This is a genomic window from Bradyrhizobium sp. 1200_D9_N1_1 (assembly GCF_052075915.1).
Lineage (GTDB): Bacteria > Pseudomonadota > Alphaproteobacteria > Rhizobiales > Xanthobacteraceae > Bradyrhizobium > Bradyrhizobium diazoefficiens.
In genome coordinates, this window is the sequence record NZ_CP197226.1 from 2,217,574 (window position 1) to 2,236,750 (window position 19,177).

A 19,177-nucleotide genomic window follows, 5' to 3' on the forward strand; every position below is an offset into this window, starting at 1 on the left:
GGAAAGTACAATGCTTCGTAACACAGGTCTGATGCTGTCCATCGGTGCGGCACTTGTAACGGTGACGTTGACGTCAAATCCGGCGTCCGCGCAATTCCCGCCGCCGCCGCCCATGGCGGGGCCTCCGCCGATAGCAGCCGGAGGTCCTCCGGCCTTCGCGGCTCGTCCGCCGATCGGACCTGGCGGTGTGCCGCATGCCGGCCTCGGCGGCCCGGCGCCCCGCCTCGGTGCTGGAGCTGCACCGCGCGGGGCTCTCGCTGGAAGCGGGCGCGGCAGCCCGGCGGTGGCGAACGCCGCTCGCGCCACATCCGTCACCTACAACCGCTTCGGAGGCTACGGTCGCTACGGTGGAGCCCGGTACGGCTATCGCGCCGCGTATGCGGCCGGCGCTTACGCCGGAGCCGCTGCCGGCTACGCCTATGGCGGCTCGCGCTATTCCTCTGACAGTGACTGCTACTACGTTTACAGACGTTACCGGCGCGTGATGGTGTGCGAATAGACCGCACACCGACCGCTACGGCGAGCTCGCCATCAACGCCGCCCCGGCGAAGGCGGCGGCGGGGTAGGGCGTGTACTCCCCTAGATCAATCCCTTGTTGCACGCGTTTTTTGCCGCCGAGTTTCCGCCAGCGTAATGGCGCCGCTAGCCACCAGGACAATGACGATGACCGTGGCAAGCGCCTCCACCGAGGCTAGGGTGTCGTACCAGCTGTTCCAAAGCTCAAGCATGCGCTGGCCTCTATCTGAGCGGGCGTCCACCAGCGATAAAATGCGCTCTGTCGAGAGGACGTGCCTTCGCGCACAGGGACAATGCTACGTTTCGCCGCGCGCGCTTTGATCGCGCGGCAACATGACCTATGCCCGGCGCCCGAATATCGAGCGAACGTAGGTTCCGGTCGCCGTACACAGAGATCGCCCGCGGCTATGTCGAAGATGTTGGCCGACTGTGAAGTAGCTTACATCCCGTGTTCTTGGCCCGGGCTAACGTGGCGGAAGCTTCTTGCTTTGAAGGAGGCATCCAATGCTCGCAGCAATCAAATGGAACTCCCGATACAACGCGCGCGAATGGGGGATGATGGTTGGGGCGCTTGCCGTCCAACTCCGTGCACTGAATGCAAATCGACGGAAGGGCGAAAGCAAGCCGAGGCGGCCGCCCTGGAAACACTTCGACGATACCCATCATTGGGACACAGCCGCGGAGGAATGGGTCCCCAACAATGATCGGTGATCAGGCTTCAAGATGCCTTTCGCTGATGGACCTGGTCGAGCGGTGCGGTCACGTACAAGCAGCTGGATCGGGATGTGCGTCGGGACTTCCCGAAGAGTGACGCAGCAGCGCTCCGCCGACGGGGCGTAGCGCTACGGCGCCGGGCCGGGACCCGGAGGCGGCATGGTAACGGCCAGCTTCCGGCATGCCGCCCTTGCTGATATTCTCCGCCAAAAGACGTTTGGCGGAGGATAACGATGCGGCCCCACGGGATGGCCTCGAATATAGCGGCTGGCGATGTCACGCCCGCGGTGCTCGCCATCGGACGGCCGGATTTTCCGAGCGTGCTGATCGATACGCTGCGCCGGCAGGCCGATGTCGGCCATTGCATGGTGTTTGCGCTGAGCCGGGCCGGCGCGACGCACTGCTTGCTCGATGCCGGCAACATCCCGATCGGCGGCGATCTCGGCGCGGCCTATGCCGGGCAGTTCCACGAGTCCGATCCCAATCGCGATGCGCTGTTCGAAGGCGAGGGCGGCGCGTCGATCGTGCTTCCGACTTTCGCCCCGCGCATGTACGGCGCGCGCTACCGGAAAATCTTCTTCAACGATTCCGGCATCGTCGACAAATGCGCGACCGCGATCTGGGTCGAGGACACCTGCTTCTACGTCAATTTCTATCGCATCGCCGCGCAGGGCCGCTTCAGCGACGCCCAGCGCGAACGCCTCCAGGCGATCGCACCTGCGATCGGGGCGAGCGTCGCGCGCCATTTTCAGCGGAGCGCAACGCCCGATCAGTCTCTCGCCGCGCTGTTCGCCACGCACGCGCCGCTCGCCGATCTCACGCCGCGCGAGCGGGAGGTTTGCCGGCGCATCCTCGAAGGCTTCAGCTCCGAGGCGATCTCGCAGGCGCTCGGCATCAGCCTGCATTCGACGCTGACCTACCGCAAGCGCGCCTATGGGCGGCTGGGTATCTCCTCGCAGAATGAATTGTTTTCGATCGTGCTGCGCCTGCTCGCGGGGCCGAGCGGCCTGAACTAAGGGGTACTCTCAGGTCCGCTAACTCGAAATGGGTAGTTTCCTCAATGAACCCGATTTGCGATGATGCAGGGCAATTGCGGTGGCCGCCGCGGTTGTAGGGGGGCGGCCTTGGTTTCTATCAGAGTCAGCGACGGGCCGCTTAGCTCCGATAGGTTTGTGCGACTTTAGATCCTCGAGCTGTAGCTCCAATTCGCAGTTCTAGGAGGCCGCAATGGCAAATGTCTATTCAGTTCTGTCAATGTCCTTAGTTGCTACCGTTCTCATGGCTGGCAATGTCCAGGCCCAAAGCATTCCTCCGGAAGGCTCCGTCTTCGTTATATTCACCGCCACGCCCATTCCAGCCCCCAGGCCGATGCCGATCGGCATCGGCAGAGAGTTTGCCCTCGTGAACCAAACGCGCGCCATCTCTTCGTCCGTCGGCACTGCAGTGATCAATCCGATCTGAGCGCATCTGCATTGTCGCACCGATCGGACGTAGGGGTGTCGATCAACCGCTTGGTGAACGGGAAAGTAGCGATCTTCGATCTTTATCAGGGAGATCAAAAGGTCAGCCATGATGGACAATCCAACTGCCTGGTCCAGGCGTCGACGATGTCCGATCCACGATCGCTAACGCCGGAGATGAATTTCCGCCAAGGCACCAGATATGCCGGCGTCCTGGTCGCGATTGGAGTGATCTATTTCGTCCTGGCAAAGGGCGGCCTCGCTCTCGCCTCTGTTCATCCCAGTGCAACGCCAATTTGGCCGCCGACGGGTCTCGCGCTGGCGGCGGTGCTATTGTGGGGATATCGGACCTGGCCCGCAATTTTCATCGCAGCGGTGATCGCCAATGCGACCACCGCCGGCTCTGTTGCCACCGCAATTGCGATTGCTTCCGGCAACACTCTTGAGGCCGTCGTTGGCGCTTATCTGGTCAATCGATGGTCGCGCGGACGTCATACGTTCTCGAGACCAAACTCCGTCGCGAAGTTTGCTCTGATCTGCATCGTGATCGCGACGCCGATCAGCGCCAGCATTGGACTGACCAGCCTGGCGACCGCCGGGTACATCGATCGGACCAATTTCGCGAACGCCTGGGTCACATGGTGGCTGGGAGATGTGACCGGCGCGCTGGTCATTGCCCCCGTTGTCGTGCTTTGGGCATCAAGCTACGACCATGCTTTCAACCGCAATGATTGTTTGGAGACGGTCGGCGTCCTCGCAACAGCGGCGGCTGTTGGACTTATTGCTTTCAGTCCCCTGATCGAGCAAACGCCGAGCAGAGATCCACTGGGCTTTCTTGCGATTCTGCCAATGTTGTGGGCGGCACTGCGCCGCGGTCCACGTGACACCGCAACGGTTGCGCTGGTGCTTGCCGGCATCACGGTTTGGGGGACGCTCACGGGCGGCGGCCCCTTCACGACCACGGACCTCAACGTTTCATTCCTGCTGGTGTTGATGTTCCTGATCAGCATTACGGTTCCGAGCTTGTTACTGAGCGCCGACGTCGAGGTCCGCAAGAGGGGGGAGAAACGTCTGCGCCGCGCGCAGGTCGAACTCGAACGGAAGGTCGCAGAGCGTACGCAGGAGCTTGAGCTCGCCAATGCAGCAAAATCGCGCTTCCTTGCCATGGCAAGCCACGATTTGCGGCAGCCATTGCATGCACTGGGCTTGTTCATTGCCCAGCTGCGCATGCCGCTCAGATCGGGGGAACGGACAAGGACGATCGAGCTGATCGATGCAACGCGCAAGGAAATGGATGAAATGCTCAATTCGCTGCTGGATATGTCCAAGCTGGATGCCGGAATCCTTATACCCACAATTACTGAATTCCCGATCGCGCGCCTGTTGCAAAAAATTGAGACGACGTTTGATCAGGCAACGCGAGAAACAGGCTTGCGTCTACGCGTCAGGCGAAGTGACGCCTGGGTGCGGAGCGACGCCATGCTCCTCGAACGCATACTGCTCAATTTGGTATCCAACGCTGTGCGCTATACGTTGCGGGGTGGGATCATTGTCGGCTGTCGCCGGCGCGGTCAAATGTTGCGCATCGAAGTATGGGATAGTGGTCCCGGCATTCCCGAGGATCAGAAGCAGAATATCTTTGGCGAGTTCTTTCAACTGGCCGCCCGAGACCGGAACCGGTACGGCAGCATGGGGCTCGGCTTGGCTATTGTCGACAGGCTTCGCCTGCTTCTCAACCATCCAATCGACTTAGCTTCGACCGTGGGCCGAGGTTCGCGATTCGCGATCCTGGTTCCGATGGCCGATGAATGCGATACATCCGCCGAGCCCGTCGACTCTCCCCACCCCGCGGCCTTTGCAGTCGAAGGCAAGCTCGTTCTTGTTATTGCCGATGCTCCAATTGTCCAGCAGGGAACGGGCGGATTGCTTGGCAGATGGGGATACACCGTCCTTACCACCGGATCCGACGAAGCGGCACTTATCCGACTTGCGGAGCGCCAGCAACGCCCCGATCTCATCATCTCGGATTATCATCTTGCTAATGGTAAGACCGGGATCCGAGCCATTGAAAAAATCAATGCGGCGTTCGGTTCATCCATTCCAGCTATTCTCATCAGCGGCGATACGGCACCTGAACCAGCACGTGAGGTCAAGGATAGGGGATACATTTTGCTGCACAAGCCTGTCGACCCGATGCGGCTCCGCGCTGTCATGCACGAGCTCTTGATGGATCACGGCGATGGGAGGGATACCCGGGCGGCTTCATGACTCGGATTTCGGCGGCGATTCCCAGCCCATTTTCCCCACTTTGATGACTGCCTCGGTGCGGCTCGTTACGCTGAGCGCCTTGAGAACGACCGTGATGTGATTTTTCACTGTCGGCACTGCCATGTTGAGCGTCTTGGCAATGATCTTGTTGCTTTTTCCCTTCATCAGAAGCGCAAGCACTTCGATCTGCCGATCGGTCAATCCGAGACCCCTGAGAAAGTCGGGCGTCGTCGATTTATTTGCAAGCCGCCGAGACGGTGCGTCCTCCAGAATTTCAGAGGGAATGTAAATGCCGCCAGAGAACACCAACTCAATTGCGTTGAGCATGACCTCTCGTTCGGTTGTTTTAGGGATGAAACCCAGCGCGCCAAGTTTGAAAGCGCGCTTGACTGTGTCTTGATCATTCGAGGACGAAAGAATGATGATAGCAATGGTCGGATAGCTGTCTCGCAGTTCGCGGAGGACAGAGAATCCATCTCTGTCAGGCAAATTGATATCAAGCAGGATGAGGCTGATGTCGGGATGTTCCTCGACTATGTCCACTGCCTGACGGCTGCTCGAAGCTTCAAATATGACGGCTTCTCGCTTCAGCTGTCTCAGGACCGCGCACAACGCCTCGCGTATCAATGCATGATCGTCAACAATAAGGACTTTCATGAAAAGCTCTCCGTCATCCCATGGCACGGAGATCCAATTTGAGAAATCATACACCCGCCCTTGGGTCTTTGGCGAGGAAGAGGCTGGCGGGGAGACCGGCCTCGAGACCGTCCACTCTTCATCGCTGGTCCAGCCAGCGGCTCACGGTTAGACACTCAAGATAGAAGTTTAATGCCGTTGTATGCTGTAATTGTAATCAGCTCACGGGACGCCCAAAAAAGCGAGTGCGGATCACCAGAGTCGCGGATTCAGACTGCGGATATCTGTAAGTACCTTGATCATAGGACCTAGGAACCCCTCCGTGAGGACCTCCGGCTGATTTACGCGCGGTGCCGTTGAACGATAATCGTCACCCGACAGCTCCCGCGCCAGGAGGTTCTACCAGGCGTCGCCGTAATTCGCGGCCGGGTTCGGCGCGGCTGATGCTTTTCGTCAGTTTCGGTCCCTCTTGAAACGTGTTCGGACGCCGGACGGGGAACCAGATGCTTGATCGAACTGCCACCCTGAAGCCATTCGCAGGCGCGGTGCCGGAGCTGAACGGCTACGGCCGCGATCTGCGCATTGATGCCTGCCGCGGCATCGCGCTCTGGTGGATCTTTCTTGACCATGTCCCGAACAACATCGGGAGTTGGCTGACGCTGCGCAACTACGGCTTCAGCGATGCGGCGGAAGTATTCATGTTTCTTTCGGGTTTGACCTGCGCGCTGTCCTACGGCAAGGCACGGCAGAGCGGGGGCTGGACCGGCGTGATCGGCCGGACGCTGTGGCGAAGCTGGGATATTTATGTCGCATTTCTACTGCTTACCCTCGCCTGCGCCATCGTGGTTCACCTCGCAGGCGGCGGCCCTCTTGCCGATAAGAGCAATACGCGCATTCTGTTGGATCAGCCGGGCGTGACGCTCGCGCACGCGGCGATCCTGCAATACCGCCCGGTGAATACCGACATCTTGCCGCTCTTTGTGCTTTATCACCTTTTGTTTGCGCCGCTGCTGTGGCTGCTGCTGCGAGCTCCGAACGCAACGCTGGGCGCGTCGCTGCTGCTTTACGCACTGGTGCACGTCTTCGGCTGGACCATCCCGGCATGGCCGAACGGCCACTGGTTCTTTAATCCGCTGGCCTGGCAGCTGCCGCTTGTGCTTGGCGCGTGGTGGATCATCGAGGGCAAGAGAGTTCGACCGTGGGTGACCTCACGCACCGTGCTTGTTCCTGCGGTTCTTTATCTGCTGATCAGCCTCATCATCGCATTGAGCTGGAGCGTCAAACCGTTGGAAGCGTTGGTCCCTCGGGCACTCCTGACGCTGTTTTACCCGATGGACAAATCGAATCTCGCTCCATTGCGACTGCTGCATTTTCTGGCCCTTGCAGTTTTGACCGTATGGCTCATGCCTCGCGATTGGCGAGGGCTGACGACGCCGGTGATGCGTGGCGCCATTCTCTGTGGCCGGAATTCGCTGCCAATCTACTGCCTTGGCGTTCTGCTGACGCTGGCCAGCCACATGGCGCTGCTCGACATTTCGGAGGGGCTGACGATGCAGATCGCGCTCAGTGTTGGCGGCGTCCTGGTGATGATCGTGGTGGCGGCGCTGCTGCATTTGGTCATGATCAAACCCAGGCAGCAGCTGCATGCGAAGGCCGTCGAGCAGCCAACCAGGTCTGAGCTGGTCATCAATCCCATGACAGCCAGGGCACTCGGCGTTGACATTCCGCCCGCGGTACTCGCCTGTGCCGACAAGGTTGATCGACTAAAGATGCTGTTTGCTCCGGTGCGCGAGTCCGGCTGCGGCGCGGATCCAGTGCCAGCAATCGCGCACGCCTTCGGGCCACCAGCGAAAAGTGCGGGTCAGGATGTGGATTAGATCACAAGGACCGACAAGGGACTGTGGAGCCTGCCCCTTGATCGTCCGGCCATCGTACAGGAGCCAAGGCCATGATTTCTCAACCAAGGACCCACAAGAGAGCGATGTTGATCGCGGCGTACGTGACGTTGGCCTGCGTAGCGGCATTTCTGTCGGTCAACCTGACATCACCCACCAGCGCCGCGCTCGGCGCGGACTGGCAGTGCAGCCGGTTTGCCCTCGTATTTACGACCTGCACCCCGGTGGGTTCACACGAGACCCTTTCCACTGGCATGCGCAGGCTGACCTAGGGTTAAGACCCAATTATCCATGTTGAGATTCAACGGGTTGGTCAACCGAATCGGGGGCCAACAGATGCGGGCGAACTTGGTTTGGTTTAGCGACGGGCAGTACGCGGGGAATTTGGCAGAGTATCTTCGAGGCGGCGGGCCGAACCTGCTGAACCGCCGGAACGAATGGCTCTCGACGGCACGCATGTCAAAGCGCATCGCTGCGCTGGCGGCGGAAAAGGGGGGCGTCGGAACAGGCGATTGGCATCACCAGGGGCGGGCGCAACAGCAAGATTCACGGCCTTGTCGATAAGCTGTGCCGCCCGTGGGTCTTGATCCTCACGCCTGGCAATACCGCCGACTGCACAGTCGGGGCGGCATGTGTCAGTCTGCTCGACGGCATCGCCGAGTTGCTCGGTGACAAGGCTTATGACAGCAACTCGTTCCGCGAGTCTCTGCGCAAGGACGGCATCAAACCGGTAATCCCAGGCCGGTCAAATCGGAAGAAACGCATACGTCACGACAAGCAAGCCTATAAGGATCGCAACGTCATCGAGCGCTGCTACTGCAGGCTCAAGGACTTCAGGCGCATCGCAACGCGCTACGACAAACTCGCTCGGAACTACTTCTCAGCCCTGTGCCTCGTTGCCGCCGTGGCATTCTGGCTTTAGTCGTGCGCGGTTTCCGCTTTTGGGATAACATGGCGAGCGTGTCGGCACCCGGATGACGATGGGAAACCATGACGGGGAGCTTGGAATGAGCTCGCAGCGAGTGTCGGGAACCGCCGTGCAACGAACCATTGCCGTCCTGGGCTCGGCGGTTTTCTTCGTGGTCGCCCCATGTACGCTGGCGGGGCTCGTTCCATGGTCGATCACGGGTTGGCAATTCCGGCCGCCGTTCCTTGGTCTGGAGCTGACGCGCGGCATCGGCGCGATAATGATTCTCGCAGGCGTGCCTGGGCTCGTTGACGCATTTGCGCGTTTCGCGCTGCAGGGTCTCGGCACCCCCGCGCCCATCGCGCCGACCCGGAATCTCGTGGTGACCGGTCTCTACCGTTATGTACGTAATCCAATATACGTCGCGGTCGTTGCCATCATCCTGGGTCAAGCGGTGCTGATGGGCGATTGGCGCCTCATCGTCTACGGCGCGCTGCTCTGGCTCTTCTTCCACGTCTTCGTCGTGGCGTACGAAGAACCCACGCTCGAGCGGACGTTTGGGAGTGAGTACGAGGCGTTCCGCGCCGCCGTCCCGCGCTGGATACCGCGGATGACCCCATGGCGGTTGAAATGATCGGTGGCCCGCGGTTGTGCGAGCCGCTGCTCGCGACCGGTCTCGGACGCTTCACCGGCGCCGCGAGCAGGCACGCTGTCTGGCGCTCGGTTGGAATGTCGCCTCTGTCGCTTCATGGCCCTTGACGAACGTTGTTTGTGCGTTTGTCGATGTCCGCTGTTGTGGGTCATGCGGACCCGCTACCGTGCGCGCACCCCCTGTCCCAATCGCTGGGGACAGACGGCAGCTCCTGAACGCGCTAGTCTGGCGGGACACAGCAGGGAGACCGCCTTGAGCACCGCGCCGCGCATCGACATCGACCCGGCCGCGTTCTGGGCCGACCCCTATCCGATGCTCGCGAACATGCGCAAGGAGGCGCCGATCGCCTTCGTGCCGCAGCTCGGCTCGACGCTGCTGACGAGCCGCGACGACATCTCGATCTCCGAGAAGCAGATCGACGTGTTCTCCTCGCACCAGCCCGCCGGCCTGATGAACCGGCTGATGGGCCACAACATGATGCGCAAGGACGGCGAGGCGCACCAGGTCGAACGCCGGGCGATGTTTCCGACGGTGTCGCCGAAGACGGTGAAAGGCTACTGGACCGCGCTGTTCCAGGCCCATGCCGACCGCATCATTGATGCGATCGAGCCGGGGCGGATCGACTTCATGCGCGATTTCGCGCTGCCGTTCTCCGGCGAATGCCTGAAGTCGATCACCGGCCTCACCAATATCGGCTTTGCCGAGATGGACGCCTGGTCGCAAGGCATGATCGAGGGCATCGCCAACTATGTCGGCGATCCCGCCGTTGAGGCGCGCTGCCATGCCGCGACGTCGGGCATCGATGCGGCGATCGACGACATGCTGCCGGTCATGCGCAAAAATCCCGATCAAAGCATCCTCGGTGTGCTCCTCGCGTCGGGCATGCCGATGGAAAGCGTGCGCGCAAATGTAAAGCTCGCGATATCGGGCGGCCAGAACGAGCCGCGCAAGGCGATCGCCGGCACGGTGTGGGCGCTGATGACCCATCCCGAGCAGCTCGACCTCGTCCGGCGTGGTGAAGTCACCTGGCTCCAGGCCTTCGAGGAATATGCCCGCTGGATCTCGCCGATCGGCATGTCGCCGCGGCGCATCGCAAAGCCATGGTCGATCCGCGACGTCGCGTTCGAGCTCGATGAGCGCGTGTTCCTGATGTTCGGTTCCGCCAACCGCGACGAGAAGCATTTCGAGCGCGCCGACCAGTTCGACGTGCGGCGCGACACCAGCAAGAGCGTGGCGTTCGGCGCCGGCCCGCACTTCTGCGCCGGTGCCTGGGCCTCGCGCGCCATGATCGCCGACGTCGCGCTGCCGACATTGTTCGCGCGTGCCGGCCGGATCGAGATTGCCGATGACGAGCCGGTGCGGATCGGCGGCTGGGCGTTCCGCGGCTTGCAGAATTTGCCGGCGAGATGGCTACACTAGGCCGGCTGGAAGGGAGCTTCGCGCCACAACAGCTCCCATTCGCCGATCATGCCATCATGCTCCTGTCTTGCCCGACGGGTCAAACGACTCGGCCTGCCGCGTAAGCTATTGATCCGACTATGGTCGGCTACTGTGCATGGGGTTGTTTTCGACGTTTTATGTTCCGGCCCTGCATCGTCGCACCAAATCCCCGCGGCTCTCACATTCGCGTGCGGAAAAATTCTCCCTGCATCATCGCGGCCGCTTGAAAGATTAATCATGCGCCCTGCCACGCGCGCAGTGCTCGCATCGCTATTTTTCCGCGTGTCTCGACACCTCCGGCAAGCCGCACCATCATTCCCAACGTGAATGAATGACGGCCGCATGCGGCCGGGAGTGTTGAATGCAGCGTCGGGACTTTCTGAGACTTTCCGTTGGAACGGCAGCCGCGGCTGCGGTCGCCTCGCGCGTCCGCGCGCAAGGCGCGGTGAAGGAAATTCGTATCGGCTATCAGAAGAACGGTGTGCTGGTCATCACGCGCCAGCAGGCCGCCCTGGAAAAACATTTCACGCCGCAAGGCATCGAGGTGAAATGGGTTGAGTTCTCCTCCGGCCCGCCAATGATGGAGGCCATGAATGTCGGCAGCGTCGATTACGGCGCGGTCGGCGATTCCCCGCCGGTGTTCGCGCAGGCCGCGGGCGCCGCGATCGTCTATGCCGCCGGCCAGCCCATCACCAACGGCCAGGGCATTCTGGTGCCGAAGGATTCGCCGATCCGCTCCATCGCCGAGCTGAAGGGCAAGCGCGTCGGTTTCACCAAGGGCTCCAGCGCCCACAACATCGTGGTGCAGACGCTGGAGAAGGCGGGCCTCACCTATGCCGACATCACCCCGGTCTATCTGACGCCGCCTGACGCCGGCCCTGCCTTCGCCAACGGCAGCATCGAGGCCTGGGCGATCTGGGATCCGTACTTTGCGATCGGCGAGACGAGGCAGAACGGCCGCATCCTGATCAACGCGCGCGAGGTCACCAAGACCAATTCCTTCTACATCGCCAACCGCGACTTCGCGAAGAACCACGGCGCCATCCTGCAACAGATCGTCGACGTGACGACCGCGACGGCCAAATGGGCCGAGCAGCACCGCGACGAGGTCGCCAAATCGCTGGCGGCGGTGACAGGCATTCCCCTGGAGATCCAGACCATCGCGGCGAACCGCTCGGCCTTCGTGGTCGGTCCCGTCACCGACGACATCGTCGCGACCCAGCAGGGCGTCGCCGACCGCTTCCATAAGCTCGGCCTGATCCCCAAGCCGATCGTGATCCGCGACATCGTCTGGCGCAACCCGGCAGCCTGATCGTGCCGACCAATCTCCCCGTTTCAAAAGGTCTAGACATGAGGCGCATCGTTCAACGCGTGATCGCAGCCATCGTCATGTCGGTCGGCATCGTCGCGGCCGCCGTCGGCACGACCTACGGCTAGTCATCGGAGCCCATCCATGAGCCAATCCAAAAGCAACATCCTCTGGTTCCTGCCGACCCATGGTGACGGCCGCTATTTGGGCACCGCGACCGGCGGCCGCGAGGTCAACTTCAACTATCTGCGCCAGATCGCGCAGGCGGCCGACCAGCTCGGCTATTTCGGCGTGCTGCTGCCGACCGGGCGGTCTTGCGAGGATTCCTGGATCGTCGCCTCCTCGGTCGCGCCGTTCACCGAGCGGCTGCGCTATCTCGTGGCTGTCCGGCCCGGCCTGCAATCGCCGAGCGTGGCCGCGCGCATGACCGCGACGCTCGATCGCATCACCAACGGCAGGCTCCTGATCAACGTCGTCACCGGCGGCGATCCCGTCGAGAACAAGGGCGACGGCATCTTCCTTGGCCATGACGAGCGCTACGAGGTCACGCGCGAGTTCCTCAACGTCTATAGCGACCTGCTGGGCGGCAAGGCCGTCAATGTCGAGGGCAAGCACATCCGCATCGAGGACGGCAAGCTGCTGTTCCCCCCGGTGCAGTCGCCGCGGCCGCCGCTCTATTTTGGCGGTTCGTCGGACGCCGGCATCGATGTCGCGGTCGATACCGTCGACAAATACCTCACCTGGGGTGAGCCGCCGGCCCAGGTTGCCGAGAAGATCGCGAGGGTGAGGGAGGTCGCGAACGCGCGGGGCCGAAAGCTGTCCTTCGGCATTCGCCTGCACGTGATCGTTCGTGAGACCAATGAAGAGGCCTGGAGTGCGGCCAACGAGCTGATCAAGCATGTCAGCGACGACACCATCGCGCGGGCGCAGAGGAACTTTGCCCGGATGGACTCCGTCGGCCAGCAGCGCATGGCGCAGCTCCATGGCGGCAAGCGCGACAAGCTCGAGATTAGCCCGAACCTGTGGGCCGGCGTCGGCCTGGTGCGCGGCGGCGCCGGCACGGCGCTGGTCGGCGACGCCCAGACCGTCGCGGCGCGCATCAAGGAGTATCAGGATATCGGCATCGATACGTTCATCATGTCGGGCTATCCGCATCTGGAGGAAGCCTATCGCTTTGCCGAGCTGGTGTTCCCGCTGCTCTCGCTCGATCACGGCAGCAACGTGACGCGGCTGCACCACAACAGCGGTCCGTTCGGCGAGACCGTCGGCAACGACTACCGTCCCTCCAGGCTGGCATCGCAATCATGAGCCTCATCGACAGTATTTCTCTTCCGCGCCGGGTCCGCCTGCCGCGCGCGGGCGGCCTGGTGCGGTGGATCGTGCCGCTCGCCATCGTCGCGATCTGGCAGCTCGCCTGCGTCACCGGCTTCGTGCCGACGCGCGTGCTGCCGGCGCCGAGCGACGTCGCGTTCGCCGGCTGGAAGCTGCTGCTCTCCGGCGAGCTCGCGCGCAACATCTGGGTCTCGTTCTGGCGCGCCTCGATCGGCTTCCTGATCGGCGGCAGCATCGGCTTCGCCTTCGGGCTTGCCAACGGCCTGTCGCAGCTCTCGGCAAAGCTCACCGACACCACGCTCCAGATGGTCCGCAACGTGCCGCACCTGGCGCTGATCCCGCTGGTCATCCTGTGGTTCGGCATCGACGAGAGCGCAAAGCTGTTCCTGGTGGCGCTCGGGGTGTTCTTTCCGATCTACCTCAACACGCTGCACGGCATCCGCACCGTCGATCCCCAGCTGATCGAGATGGGCCGTATCTACGGCATGAGCGACGGCGAATTGTTCCGCCGCGTGATCTTTCCGGGCGCGCTGCCCTCGATCTTCGTCGGCATCCGCTTTGCGCTCGGCATCATGTGGCTGACCCTGATCGTGGCCGAGACCATCGCGGCATCCTCGGGCCTCGGCTACATGGCGATGCAGGCGCGCGAGTTCATGCTGATCGACGTCGTCGTGCTCTCGATCCTGATCTACGCCCTGCTCGGCAAGCTCGCCGACAGCGCCTCCCGCGTGCTGGAGCGGGCGACGCTCTCCTGGCACCCCGCCTTCCAGAAACGTTGAGCAGAAATACTGGGAATCACATGCAGACAGCCCTTCGGACCTCGCTTCCCGAAACCGAGCTCGCCAGCCGCGCCAGTTTCGCGCCTCACGCCCGCGTGGTGCGCGAGGAGCGGGTGGTGCAGGCCAGCGGCCTGCCGCTCAGCATCCGGGGGCTGCGAAAGTCCTTCGGCGACAATGAGGTGCTGCGCGGCATCGACCTGCACATCCCGGCCGGCCAGTTCGTCGCCATCGTCGGAAAGAGCGGCTGCGGCAAGAGCACGCTGCTGCGCCTGATCGCCGGCCTGGACAAGATCGATGCCGGCACCATCAGCCTTGGCAGTGACGTCCAGCCCGAGGATATCCGCGTGATGTTCCAGGAGCCGCGGCTATTACCCTGGGCGCGCGTGCTCGCCAATGTCGAGGTCGGTCTCGGCCGCGATCGCGCATCGAAGGATGCGCATGCTCGCGCCGAGAAGGCGCTGACCGAGGTCGGCCTCGCCGACAAGCGCGACCAGTGGCCCTCGGTGTTGTCGGGCGGCCAGAAGCAGCGCGTCGCGCTCGGCCGCGCGCTGGTCTCCCGTCCGCGCGTGCTGGCCTTCGACGAGCCGCTCGGTGCGCTGGATGCGCTGACCCGCATCTCGATGCAGCGGCTTCTGGAGCGGGTCTGGCGCGACCAGGGCTTTACCGCGATCCTGGTGACCCACGACGTGTCCGAGGCGGTCGCGCTGGCGGACCGGGTGCTGGTGATCGAGGAGGGCCGGATCGCCCATGACGTCGTGGTTAACGCAGCCCGGCCCCGGGAGCGCGGCTCGGTCGAGCTTGCGGGCCTCGAAGGCTCGATCCTGAGCCACCTTTTGTCGGCGGACGATCGTACCTAAATAGAGGGAACCCCGCTTCGGGGACCACGCCATGAATGTAGTGCCTCGCGATCTCATGACTGAAATCCCCGTCTCGCCCGCCGATTTCCGCGGCGCCATGCGCCACCTCACCGGCGGCGTCAGCGTCATCACCGCCGGGCGGGGCAAGGACATCAGCGGCATGACGGTGACCTCGGTCACCTCGCTGTCGGTCGAACCGCCGACGCTGCTGGTCAGCATCAATCGCGATGCCTCGTCCTTCCCGCTGATCCGGCGTCACGGCGCCTTCGGCGTGAACATCCTCAACGCCGACCAGCTCGACGTCGCCGAACGCTTCGCCGGCAAGGGCGGGCTCAAGGGCGCAGACCGCTTCGCCGGCGCCCGGTGGGTGACGGCGGTTTCGGGAGTCCCGCTGCTGGTCGGCGCATTGTCGGCCTTCGATTGCGAGGTCGAGGAGATCGTCGAGCGGCACTCGCACGGCATCGTCATCGGCCGTGTCAGGGACGTCAGGAGTTCGACGCGGACCGCGGCGCTTGCCTATTGGCACGGCCAGTACGTCGCGGTCGACCAGGATGAAGACGCGGCAAGGCTCGCCGAGGTCAGCCTTCCCGCGCGCACCCGGCGCGGCGTTTGATCGCCGCAAAGAGGCAGCACGCAGGCTGGCCTTTTCCCTGTCATCGCTCTAGAAGCGCCCTGAGCCTCCCGTCCGGGACGGCAACGGAGCGGAACGATGAAACGCGTCGCGACCTGGGCCTTCTACGCCATCGGCGCGCTGGCGATCGCTTATCTCGCGCTCTACGCCTATGCCATGTTCAGCGGCCAGCCGATCATTCCCGGCGACCCCATCCACATCTTCCGCAAGCCCGACGCGCCGAGTTATTCGTGACGCCCGAGATCTCGTAGGGTGGGCAAAGGCGCACTTGCGCCGTGCCCACCATCTTCGCTGCGAACGAAATGGTGGGCACGCTTCGTTTTGCCCACCCTACGGAAGTTACGAATTCACCCTCTCAGAATCGCCAGCGCCAGCGCCTGCGCGCGCGGCACGATGCTGTCGATCTCGAGATATTCCTCCGGCGTGTGCGCGAGCCCGCCGACCGGGCCGAGGCCGCAGATGGTCGGCGTGCCGACCGCGGCGGTGAAACCGGAATCGGCGCAGCCGCCGGAGAACTCGCCCTGGAGCGTGGTGAGGCCGACCTGCCTTGCCGCAGCTTGATAACCTTCGAACAGCGTCTTCGAGGCCTCGCTCTGCACCACCGGCACGAACTCGCCCTTGATCGTCAGCGTTGCGCTCGTGCCCGGCACATAGGAGGTCGCGACGATTGTCTCGATCGCGGCCATCACCGTGGCGCGGTCTGCGGGATCGACATAGCGCAGATCGATCTGGCCCTCGGCATAGGGCGCCGTCGTATTGACGGACTGGCCGCCGGAGACGAGGCCGACATTGAGCGTGATGCCCTTGTCGAGATTGGTCAACGCGTGGACCTGGACGATCTTGTGCGCGAGCTCGCCGATCGCGCTGACGCCGGCGGCGAAATTGGCGCCGGAATGCGCAGCTTTGCCGGTGATGGCCAGATGCATGAAGATGCCACCCTTGCGGCCGGTGACGACGTTGCCTGTGGGGCGGCCCGGCTCGGAGTTGAACACCGCACGCGCGGCACGACCTTCGCGCTCGATCACGGGTCGCGACGAGGGCGATCCGATCTCCTCGTCGGAGGTGATCAGCACCTTGATCGGGTGCGGGCTGCCGCCGAACTTGTGGAAGGCGGTCGCCACGAAGATGTTCATCACGACGCCGGATTTCATGTCGGCGACGCCGGGGCCATAGGCGCGGTTGTCGCGGATCGTGAAGGGACGCCGTCCGGCCTCGCCCTTGCCGAACACGGTGTCGCGATGGCCCATCAGCAGCACCGGCTTCTCGTTGCTGCCGGGCTTTGTCACCTCGGCATGAATCGCATCGCCGAAGGTGGAGTTGCTCTCGCGCCGGAACGGGATGCCGTGCTCGGCGAAGTGCCGCTCGAACCGCGCCCCGACCGCATCGACGCCCTCCTTGTCATAGGACCCGGAATCGATGTTCACGACGTCGCGCAACAGATCGATCATCGCCTGCCGCTGCGACGCCAGCCAGTCCGTGATTTGAGCTTCAGACATGTTTACCCTCGTGTGGTTCTCACGCGGGGTTATACGGCCTTGCGCAGGCGCGACCTAGTCGGAGAACGCGGTGCGGCCATGCCGCCGTCTGCGGGTTTGGACGCACACTGTCTCCTCATCGTCGTCCTGGCGAAAGCCAGGACCCATACCGCGGAATCTACCGATGGAGGGCGGTAGGAGTACCGGACGACGAATCTTCGTCAAACTCCTCTCTGGGGTAATGGGTCCTGGCCTTCGCCAGGACGACACTGCGGATGTGGGCACCAGCCTTAACGCTTCGGCTCCGCCATCGCTTCCACACCGCGAAGCTGGGTCGCGACGGTCAGTGCGCCGATCTTCCGACCCATGTCCTTGCCGACCTCGGTCGAGAACCGGTAGTGAAAGCCGGCCCAGATGCGGGCGTTGGAGACTTCGTCGCTGTAGTCCTGGAGCCGCGACCATTTGCGCGTGACACCTGGTGCCGTGGAGCTGGTCAGCGAAAACTCGCCGAAATCTCCAACGACGCTCTGGAGCACGGTCGAAATCGCCGCCGACGTGATGCAGTGAGCACAGGGATATTCTGGATGCATCGGCGTTTCGCCGAGTGGCAGCCAGGACGGGTCGCGTGGCGTCGCCGGATTCGACGTCAGGTCGGCGTTGCGTATGGCGGTGATCGGTCGCCAGAGATTGTAATGGTATTTTGCATCGAACACCGCAACGAGGGCGTCGTTGCCGGCAATTGACGTCAGCGCGAACAGCCGGGCGCAGTCGACGAGATCCATGCCCTTGGCCATTGCAGCTTGCCTCACGATCGGATTGTAGGTGCGGGCACCGACAAAGAACCAGAATCGGCCGATCGTCGTTTGCTCCGGCGTCCGGGTTGTACTGCTTCGGCTGCCGACCTCGCGGATTTCGTTGACATCCCGGGTCCACACCTCTGAACCAAGCGCCGGCGGCGGGCCGGGGCGAAACTGCGATCCGGAAACCATGACCCAGGGCGTCGTCGCGCCCGTGGTTGAGAACAGCGGAACGGTGGTCGGAACGTACGCGCCCGGTGTCGTCAGGGGGCGGTAAGTTTCCGGAGCGGCGCTGCCATCGTTCGCACGAAGCTCGATGATCTGCATCGCGGCCTCTTTCCCGAGGCTGATGCCGGCGATCTTGGACTCGCCGTCGGCAATCGGCGCCAGAGAATTCGACAGCGTCGCATCCAGGTCCGGCTTGAGGTCCGGATAGACCGAAAGCAGCACCTCGTGAGCGGCAGCTGCCGCCGCAGCTTCCCGCGACGTCGAACGATCCGCGGGCAAGGAGAGCTTGTAGGGCGCGTACCGGCGGTCGATCGCGTTGACCGCCTCGAACATCGCGACGTGCATCATGGACAAGACGCGGCTGTGGGGCGCTGGAAGAATTTGCTTCTCGGCAGCGATCGCGTCGGCCTTTGCATTCCAGTCCATGATCACGTCGGCGCGTGCCAGCGACGCCGAGGCCGCGATCAGCGTTACAATCAGCGAAAGGCGGGAGATGGTCCACGAGGAGCATTTCATGGCGTGCCCTTTCGATTTGAAGGACGTATCGCGCGGCCGATGCGGCTCTGGCCGACGTCGCGTCGCGCTGCCCGAGGACTCTAGCGATCTTGATGTGGTTTGATTGTGAACTGCTTCACGCGCCGCATGCGGTTCAACCGAGAGCAGATTTTTCTCGGCGGGCAGAACAGTTGCGTCCCGAATGGGTAGGCTTGGCTTACCGTTCGCGCCGCATTGTGCAGTCGGCTATAGTCGGCGCAAGCTGCCAGTTGGACGTGCCGAAGTCCGTAGCTCAATTTTTAAGGCAGCTCGCATGCCGTCGGCAGGCCGTGCCTTGCTCTCGTTTCAGAGCGTCTTTTCTAGGACGACATTGTCACGGTGTAACCTCAACGGAGAGAAACATGCCGTTGTTCATCTCGTACGTCTCATACTCAAATGCCGGTATCAAGGGAATGGTCGACAAGCCGGCCGATCGCACGTCGGCCATCGGCGCGCTGGTCGAGAAGGCCGGTGGGAAGCTTCAGGGAGCTTTCATGACCACTGGTCAACACGATGCAGTGCTCGTCACGGAGTTTCCTGACGGCTCCGATGCCATTGCGATTGGAATGGTGGCCGCTGCGGCTGGCGCCGTCTCCAAGATCGAAACCGTACGCGCTTGGAAGATGAGCGAGTTCAAGAGCATCGCGGAGAAGGCTTCCAAACTCGTGAGCACCTACGTTCCGCCGGGCAAGTAGACTCGCGCGGGCGCGCTATATCTCCCAACGTCGTCCCAGCCTAGTGCGCAAT

20 protein-coding genes are annotated in these 19,177 nt (G+C 62.8%); 16 read left to right on the plus strand and 4 right to left on the minus strand.

What is annotated here, in order from left to right; translation table 11 throughout:
* Positions 1-10 precede the first annotated feature (10 nt).
* On the plus strand, positions 11-499 hold the full coding sequence (locus AB5K84_RS10775) for a hypothetical protein (protein WP_011089755.1): 489 nt from the start codon (positions 11-13) through the stop codon (positions 497-499).
* 85 nt (positions 500-584) lie between these two features.
* Here the strand turns inward: AB5K84_RS10775 and AB5K84_RS10780 are convergent, their stop codons facing one another.
* Positions 585-728, minus strand: a complete 144-nt coding sequence (locus AB5K84_RS10780; RefSeq protein WP_156149870.1) for a hypothetical protein — start codon at positions 726-728, stop codon at positions 585-587.
* A 735-nt stretch (positions 729-1,463) separates the two neighbouring features.
* On the opposite strand from AB5K84_RS10780, the gene AB5K84_RS10785 reads away from it, so the two are divergent.
* The 3 genes from AB5K84_RS10785 (at position 1,464) to AB5K84_RS10795 (ending at position 4,958) form a co-directional block, all read left to right on the plus strand.
* A complete protein-coding gene (locus AB5K84_RS10785; RefSeq protein WP_011089754.1) occupies positions 1,464-2,246 on the plus strand; it encodes a helix-turn-helix transcriptional regulator in 783 nt (260 codons plus the stop codon).
* Between the two features lie 211 nt (positions 2,247-2,457).
* Complete coding sequence (locus AB5K84_RS10790) at positions 2,458-2,691, plus strand: hypothetical protein (protein ID WP_133415036.1); 234 nt, start codon at positions 2,458-2,460, stop codon at positions 2,689-2,691.
* A gap of 35 nt (positions 2,692-2,726) precedes the next feature.
* On the plus strand, positions 2,727-4,958 hold the full coding sequence (locus tag AB5K84_RS10795; RefSeq protein WP_011089753.1) for an MASE1 domain-containing protein: 2,232 nt from the start codon (positions 2,727-2,729) through the stop codon (positions 4,956-4,958).
* On the opposite strand, the gene AB5K84_RS10800 is transcribed toward AB5K84_RS10795, so the two are convergent.
* A complete protein-coding gene (locus AB5K84_RS10800) occupies positions 4,953-5,615 on the minus strand; it encodes a response regulator transcription factor (protein ID WP_011089752.1) in 663 nt (220 codons plus the stop codon). The two genes, AB5K84_RS10795 and AB5K84_RS10800, sit on opposite strands and share 6 nt — an antisense overlap.
* A 482-nt stretch (positions 5,616-6,097) precedes the next feature.
* Between AB5K84_RS10800 and opgC the strand changes: the two genes are divergently transcribed.
* The 11 genes from opgC (at position 6,098) to AB5K84_RS10855 (ending at position 15,630) form a co-directional block, all read left to right on the plus strand.
* Positions 6,098-7,471 (plus strand): OpgC domain-containing protein, encoded by a 1,374-nt coding sequence (gene opgC / locus AB5K84_RS10805; protein WP_038965539.1) that lies wholly within the window; start codon positions 6,098-6,100, stop codon positions 7,469-7,471.
* 490 nt (positions 7,472-7,961) lie between these two features.
* A complete protein-coding gene (locus AB5K84_RS10810) occupies positions 7,962-8,411 on the plus strand; it encodes an IS5 family transposase (RefSeq protein ID WP_051000252.1) in 450 nt (149 codons plus the stop codon).
* Between the two features lie 85 nt (positions 8,412-8,496).
* Entirely contained in the window at positions 8,497-9,030 is a 534-nt protein-coding gene (locus AB5K84_RS10815; RefSeq protein WP_197535734.1) for a methyltransferase family protein, read from the plus strand.
* A 270-nt stretch (positions 9,031-9,300) separates the two neighbouring features.
* Positions 9,301-10,467: a cytochrome P450 gene (locus tag AB5K84_RS10820; RefSeq protein WP_038965540.1), complete on the plus strand. Its 1,167-nt coding sequence runs from the start codon at positions 9,301-9,303 to the stop codon at positions 10,465-10,467.
* A 382-nt stretch (positions 10,468-10,849) separates the two neighbouring features.
* Positions 10,850-11,800 carry a sulfonate ABC transporter substrate-binding protein gene (locus tag AB5K84_RS10825; protein WP_011089748.1) on the plus strand — a complete coding sequence of 317 codons (951 nt, stop codon included), beginning with the start codon at positions 10,850-10,852 and terminating at the stop codon, positions 11,798-11,800.
* Between the two features lie 2 nt (positions 11,801-11,802).
* Positions 11,803-11,925 (plus strand): hypothetical protein, encoded by a 123-nt coding sequence (locus AB5K84_RS10830; RefSeq protein WP_257784483.1) that lies wholly within the window; start codon positions 11,803-11,805, stop codon positions 11,923-11,925.
* A 16-nt stretch (positions 11,926-11,941) separates the two neighbouring features.
* Positions 11,942-13,105 (plus strand): FMNH2-dependent alkanesulfonate monooxygenase, encoded by a 1,164-nt coding sequence (ssuD, locus tag AB5K84_RS10835; protein ID WP_011089747.1) that lies wholly within the window; start codon positions 11,942-11,944, stop codon positions 13,103-13,105.
* Positions 13,102-13,908: an aliphatic sulfonate ABC transporter permease SsuC gene (gene ssuC, locus AB5K84_RS10840; RefSeq protein WP_011089746.1), complete on the plus strand. Its 807-nt coding sequence runs from the start codon at positions 13,102-13,104 to the stop codon at positions 13,906-13,908. Before ssuD ends, ssuC begins: the two co-directional genes overlap by 4 nt.
* Before the next feature lie 20 nt (positions 13,909-13,928).
* Complete coding sequence (locus AB5K84_RS10845) at positions 13,929-14,765, plus strand: ATP-binding cassette domain-containing protein (RefSeq protein ID WP_011089745.1); 837 nt, start codon at positions 13,929-13,931, stop codon at positions 14,763-14,765.
* A 31-nt stretch (positions 14,766-14,796) separates the two neighbouring features.
* Positions 14,797-15,378, plus strand: a complete 582-nt coding sequence (locus AB5K84_RS10850; RefSeq protein WP_011089744.1) for a flavin reductase family protein — start codon at positions 14,797-14,799, stop codon at positions 15,376-15,378.
* 96 nt (positions 15,379-15,474) lie between these two features.
* Positions 15,475-15,630, plus strand: a complete 156-nt coding sequence (locus AB5K84_RS10855) for a hypothetical protein (RefSeq protein WP_027544964.1) — start codon at positions 15,475-15,477, stop codon at positions 15,628-15,630.
* A gap of 113 nt (positions 15,631-15,743) precedes the next feature.
* Here the strand turns inward: AB5K84_RS10855 and AB5K84_RS10860 are convergent, their stop codons facing one another.
* Positions 15,744-16,892 carry a M20 family metallopeptidase gene (locus AB5K84_RS10860; RefSeq protein ID WP_011089743.1) on the minus strand — a complete coding sequence of 383 codons (1,149 nt, stop codon included), beginning with the start codon at positions 16,890-16,892 and terminating at the stop codon, positions 15,744-15,746.
* A 269-nt stretch (positions 16,893-17,161) separates the two neighbouring features.
* Positions 17,162-18,412, minus strand: coding sequence for a vanadium-dependent haloperoxidase (locus AB5K84_RS10865; protein ID WP_011089742.1), 1,251 nt, complete (start codon positions 18,410-18,412; stop codon positions 17,162-17,164).
* 380 nt (positions 18,413-18,792) lie between these two features.
* On the opposite strand from AB5K84_RS10865, the gene AB5K84_RS10870 reads away from it, so the two are divergent.
* A complete protein-coding gene (locus tag AB5K84_RS10870) occupies positions 18,793-19,125 on the plus strand; it encodes a GYD domain-containing protein (protein ID WP_028173118.1) in 333 nt (110 codons plus the stop codon).
* The last annotated feature ends 52 nt before the right edge of the window (positions 19,126-19,177 follow it).

Excerpts from the sequence above, each read along its gene's own strand:
- AB5K84_RS10775 (WP_011089755.1), top strand. The coding sequence starts at position 11 with ATGCTTCGTAACACAGGTCTGATGCTGTCCATCGGTGCGGCACTTGTA.
- AB5K84_RS10780 (WP_156149870.1), bottom strand. The coding sequence starts at position 728 with ATGCTTGAGCTTTGGAACAGCTGGTACGACACCCTAGCCTCGGTGGAG.
- AB5K84_RS10785 (WP_011089754.1), top strand. The coding sequence starts at position 1,464 with ATGCGGCCCCACGGGATGGCCTCGAATATAGCGGCTGGCGATGTCACG.
- AB5K84_RS10790 (WP_133415036.1), top strand. The coding sequence starts at position 2,458 with ATGGCAAATGTCTATTCAGTTCTGTCAATGTCCTTAGTTGCTACCGTT.
- AB5K84_RS10800 (WP_011089752.1), bottom strand. The coding sequence starts at position 5,615 with ATGAAAGTCCTTATTGTTGACGATCATGCATTGATACGCGAGGCGTTG.
- opgC (WP_038965539.1), top strand. The coding sequence starts at position 6,098 with ATGCTTGATCGAACTGCCACCCTGAAGCCATTCGCAGGCGCGGTGCCG.
- AB5K84_RS10815 (WP_197535734.1), top strand. The coding sequence starts at position 8,497 with ATGAGCTCGCAGCGAGTGTCGGGAACCGCCGTGCAACGAACCATTGCC.
- AB5K84_RS10825 (WP_011089748.1), top strand. The coding sequence starts at position 10,850 with ATGCAGCGTCGGGACTTTCTGAGACTTTCCGTTGGAACGGCAGCCGCG.
- ssuD (WP_011089747.1), top strand. The coding sequence starts at position 11,942 with ATGAGCCAATCCAAAAGCAACATCCTCTGGTTCCTGCCGACCCATGGT.
- ssuC (WP_011089746.1), top strand. The coding sequence starts at position 13,102 with ATGAGCCTCATCGACAGTATTTCTCTTCCGCGCCGGGTCCGCCTGCCG.
- AB5K84_RS10845 (WP_011089745.1), top strand. The coding sequence starts at position 13,929 with ATGCAGACAGCCCTTCGGACCTCGCTTCCCGAAACCGAGCTCGCCAGC.
- AB5K84_RS10850 (WP_011089744.1), top strand. The coding sequence starts at position 14,797 with ATGAATGTAGTGCCTCGCGATCTCATGACTGAAATCCCCGTCTCGCCC.
- AB5K84_RS10855 (WP_027544964.1), top strand. The coding sequence starts at position 15,475 with ATGAAACGCGTCGCGACCTGGGCCTTCTACGCCATCGGCGCGCTGGCG.
- AB5K84_RS10860 (WP_011089743.1), bottom strand. The coding sequence starts at position 16,892 with ATGTCTGAAGCTCAAATCACGGACTGGCTGGCGTCGCAGCGGCAGGCG.
- AB5K84_RS10865 (WP_011089742.1), bottom strand. The coding sequence starts at position 18,412 with ATGAAATGCTCCTCGTGGACCATCTCCCGCCTTTCGCTGATTGTAACG.
- AB5K84_RS10870 (WP_028173118.1), top strand. The coding sequence starts at position 18,793 with ATGCCGTTGTTCATCTCGTACGTCTCATACTCAAATGCCGGTATCAAG.